Consider the following 4,191-nt stretch of genomic DNA (forward strand, 5'->3'; position numbering starts at 1 on the left):
GACCACAGTATGCCGCGTTTAATCAACTCTTGCTGCACCAGCGATTTCATCAGCAAGGGATTACCCGCCGATTCATCAAACGTTATCAGCGTGCGGCTGGGATGCCCTTTGCAGGCGGTGTAACTATCCATGCCCAGTTCTTGAGCAAGTTGGTTGTAGCCGGTTTTCAGTTTTTCGCCTTGCCGGGCCAGGCAGGCGGGGACATCCTTCTGGCGGAGTTCAGTGATGGTGGCTTTGGCCGCGGCCAGCGAAAGGGCTTCGCCGCCAAAGGTCGAAAAGAAGAATACCTCTTCATCCAGCAGTCGCATCACGTCTGCCCGCCCGGTGAGCACGGATAGCGGCATGCCGTTGGCGATGGCTTTGGAGTAACAGGCCAGATCGGGCAATACGTCAAAGTGTTCCTGTGCGCCGCCCAGCGCCAGGCGAAAGCCGGTCCACATTTCGTCAAAAATCAACAAACTGCCGTTGCCCTCGCAGGCAATTTTGAGTTTGGCCAGAAAATCGTTTTGGGGAAAATCGAATACCATCGGTTCCAGAATAACGCAGGCAGTATCCTCATCCAATGAAGCCAGCACTGTGGCTATATCGTTGTAGGGGATGGTGTGTACCAACGCTTTCACGGCCCGGGGCACGCCTAAATCGCGGGGTGTTACGCCAATGTACCAATCGTGCCAGCCGTGGTAGCCGCAGCAGAGCACTTTATCTCGCCCGGTGCAGGCGCGGGCCAGCCGGACGGCGGCGCTGGTCACTTCGGCGCCGGTTTTGCTAAAGCGGACGGCTTCGGCGTTGGGAATGACCTCGGCGATGAGTTCGGCCACCTCTACTTCCAGCGGATGCACCAGCGAAAAGGTAATGCCGTCTTCAAGTTGCTGTTGGATGGCCTCGTCTACCGGCCCGTAGCAGTAGCCCAACGAAATGGGGCCAACGCCCATATTAAAATCAAGATACTCGTTGCCGTCTACATCCCACACCCGCGCCCCTTGCCCGCGCTGCAAATATTTGGGGGCCACGCCGTTAACATACTGGGTGGGGCCTTTGGCCAGTGTTTGGGTGTAAGCCGGAATCAGGCCGTTAGCGCGGGCGTAGAGTTTATCCGACTCGGCGATGGGGGGATAATTGGCATTGAATTGAACATTGTTGGGCATAGGAGCCTCCTGTGAAGGGTGTGTTTCATTTGAGTTGAGACTACCCCTGGAGTGCGGAGTTTATTCCGCTTTTTGGCAGAGGCAGAATGAATTCTGCACTCCTTCAACTGATTTGAAACACACCCTCCTGTGAAAATAACCCCCTCCCCAACCCTCCCCCAATGCCGGGGGAGGGAGTCGCGCCGGCGACGGGTGGGGGTAGTTTAAATTTTTATTCTCGTTTTCGTTCCGCTACACGCCAACCGGCAATAACGCCGACTCCGGTTTGCGGGGTAAAACCTGGTAGAATTTTTGTAAAATTCTCTCCGTAAGTTGGGGCGCGGTGAAACCTTCGTAATCCAGCGCCTGGGGCAAAAGCGCAGGCTTAAACCAGCGATTTTGCAAGGCCAGGGGCAGTACTCTGGCTGATAACTCGTGCCGGGTCAAGATTTCGCTGACAATAGAAAACAGCCCGCCGGTGAGAAAATGGTCTTCCAGCGTCACCAGCAGTTGTGTTTCGCGGGCCGCCCGCAAAATAGCAACTTCGTCAATGGGCTTGACCGTGCGTAGATTGATCAGGCGTACCGAGATTCCCTCCGCTTCCAGCAAGCGTTTGGTTTCGAAAGCCTGCTGAAACAACATCCCGTAAACCAGCATCGTCACATCGGCGCCGCCCGAAATAATCTCGGCCTCGCCGATGGTAAAGGAGGGATTATGTTTGATGATGGCCGGTTGGCTGGTATGCCGGATATAAAACGGCTGGCGGATACTGAGAACTTGCGGCAGGCCAATTACCAAATCCTCCTCATCGGCCGGGCAAAAGACGCCCATATTAGGGATACCGCGCATGAGGGCCACATCTTCCAATGCCTGGTGGGTGGGACCGTTGGCCTCGGATAAAAAGCCCGGCACCCCGCCAACCAGTTTGACCGATAAATTGCCGATACCCACATCGGTGCGGATAAATTCAAACGCGCGCATGGTCAAAAATGTAGCCAGGGCGTGGAGTATCGGAATGCGTCCCCGCAGGGCCAGCCCGGCGGCCATACCTACCATCGTTTGTTCGGTAATGCCGGTATCAATAAAACGTTCGCCCAGGGCCTGGGGTAGGTTGCGGATGGCGGCGCGATTTTCGGCCGTCAGTACGATGTAGCGATCGTCATTCAGTACAACTTCTTTGAGGGCGTTTTCGTAATTCATTCTTTATTCCTTAGCGTACAAGCAGAGTTTCAGAAATGGGGTGAGTTTTGTTGTTGGCGTTGTAAAGTTCTTGAAGCAGTTGTTCAACTTCTGCGTGGGTAAAATTGCAAAACCAGCGGTCGGCGCGTTTTTCAAGGCTGGGCAAGCCTCGCCCGCGCACAGTTTCGGCAATGATCACGCTGGGTTTGCCGCCGGCAAAGGGAACGTGGGCAAATGTTTCATCAAGCGCGGCAAAATTGTGGCCGTCAACCCAATCAACCGCGCAGCCAAATGCCTCGAATTTGGCCCCCAGTGGTTCCAGCGGAATTAAATCTTCAGTTTGCTCGTTGGCCTGGAAAGTATTGCGGTCAACCACAATCGCTAGGTTGTCCAGCTTGTAGGCCGCGGCCACCAGGCAAGCTTCCCAGTTTGACCCCTCGTTCAACTCACCATCTCCGGTAATAACTACCACTTTATTATCTTTTTGGCGCAGTTTGCAATCAATCGCCACGCCCACGGCCACGGCCAGCAGATGCCCCAGCGAGCCGGAATGAAATTCAACGCCGGGGATGTTGCGGTTGGGGTGCCAGTAAAGGGAGTCGTGCGGGGCGAGATGATTTTTTAGGCGCTGGCGTTCCAGCAAACCCAGTTCCACAAACGTGCCGTACAGGGCGGGGACATTGTGGCCTTTGGAGAGAAACAGGTAATCCCGGTGGGGGTCGGTAAGGTTGTGCCGGTTGAGGTTGAGAAATTTCAGGTAGAGGTAAACAATTAAATCAACGCACGATAATGACGCGCCGGTAAAGCATCCCCCGTCGGTGGACATACGGATAATGTGTTCGCGCACTTTCAGGGCTATTTTTTCTAACTGGGCATGGTCGGGTTTGCTCATAGCGCCTGTTCCTCTGCCGGAATCCGGGTGTCGGCGGGGTCAATGGTCTTCAATTCATCCAGGTGATGGCGATACCAGTTGACCCCGGCATATTTTTGGTTTATGGCGGCGATGTCGGGCCGTTGGGTCAGCAAATCCAAAATATCAAACAAACCGAAGTTTGGGTTGTGGGGATAGAGCGCGTCGTAAACCGCGCTGATAAGTTGGTAGTCTTCTGCGTAGTCAAGAACCCAACGATGGGTCATGGCATAATTCAGCCCGGTTTCCCATAATACGTTGTGTAAACGGAAGCGGTCGGGATTTTCCCATAGGTACGGCGTGGTGTGCTCGCGCTGAAAATCGTGCCAGGCTTCCCGCCAGGCAATACCCAGCGCCTTGAGCGACATAATCTCCACATCGTTGCCGTCTGGATACGAGGGGGGGTGCAAATTGCTCACGTAATCGTAAGCCTTAGGCTCGGCCAGGTAAGCGCCGATGACCCGGTCAATGATGTGGGGGTCAATAAGCGGGCAATCGGACGGAATTTTCACCACAGCATCGGCATTGAATTGATAGCCCACCCGGTAATGGCGATCAAGCAGGTCAAACGGATGGCCCCGGTAACAGATAATGTTTTGCGCCAGACAAAGGTCTTGAATGGGGTCATCTTCCGGGCTAAACGTAGTAGCCACCACCACCGTGCCGGACAGGGTAGCCGCTTGCACCCGTTCAACCATGCGGACCAACAACGGTTCTCCGGCCAGGGGCAGCATCACTTTGTCCGGCAAACGCAATGACGCCCTACGGGCCTGAATAACGGTAACAATGTTAAGCGGTGGCATGGTTATATAAAAATACTCCTTTCCTTTCCGGTTGGCGCTCTTCTAAAATATCCCGGCAAACTTGGGCGATGTTTTGACCGGAGACGCCGCCATTTTGAATGGGCGCCAGCAGTTGGAGCATTTCCAGGTCAAAATACGAGTGGACTTCTTTACCCAGCGCCAGGCCAATGTACAC

General features: G+C 54.5%; 5 protein-coding genes. All 5 read right to left on the reverse strand.

The features are described 5' to 3' along the window. Positions 1 to 1,145: aminotransferase class III-fold pyridoxal phosphate-dependent enzyme (locus JW953_08560; GenBank protein MBN1992746.1), on the reverse strand; the 1,145-nt coding region annotated here is incomplete at its 3' end. 231 nt (positions 1,146 to 1,376) lie between these two features. Next, positions 1,377 to 2,324: a transketolase gene (locus tag JW953_08565; GenBank protein MBN1992747.1), complete on the reverse strand. Its 948-nt coding sequence runs from the start codon at positions 2,322 to 2,324 to the stop codon at positions 1,377 to 1,379. Between the two features lie 10 nt (positions 2,325 to 2,334). Further along, complete coding sequence (locus tag JW953_08570) at positions 2,335 to 3,195, reverse strand: transketolase (GenBank protein MBN1992748.1); 861 nt, start codon at positions 3,193 to 3,195, stop codon at positions 2,335 to 2,337. Further along, positions 3,192 to 4,016, reverse strand: coding sequence for a glycosyltransferase family protein (locus JW953_08575; GenBank protein MBN1992749.1), 825 nt, complete (start codon positions 4,014 to 4,016; stop codon positions 3,192 to 3,194). Before JW953_08575 ends, JW953_08570 begins: the two co-directional genes overlap by 4 nt. Further along, a partial coding sequence (locus tag JW953_08580; GenBank protein MBN1992750.1) for a hypothetical protein occupies positions 4,003 to 4,191 on the reverse strand: 189 nt, incomplete at its 5' end. The genes JW953_08580 and JW953_08575, both read right to left, overlap by 14 nt.

The organism is Anaerolineae bacterium, from assembly GCA_016931895.1.
GTDB lineage: Bacteria > Chloroflexota > Anaerolineae > 4572-78 > J111 > JAFGNV01.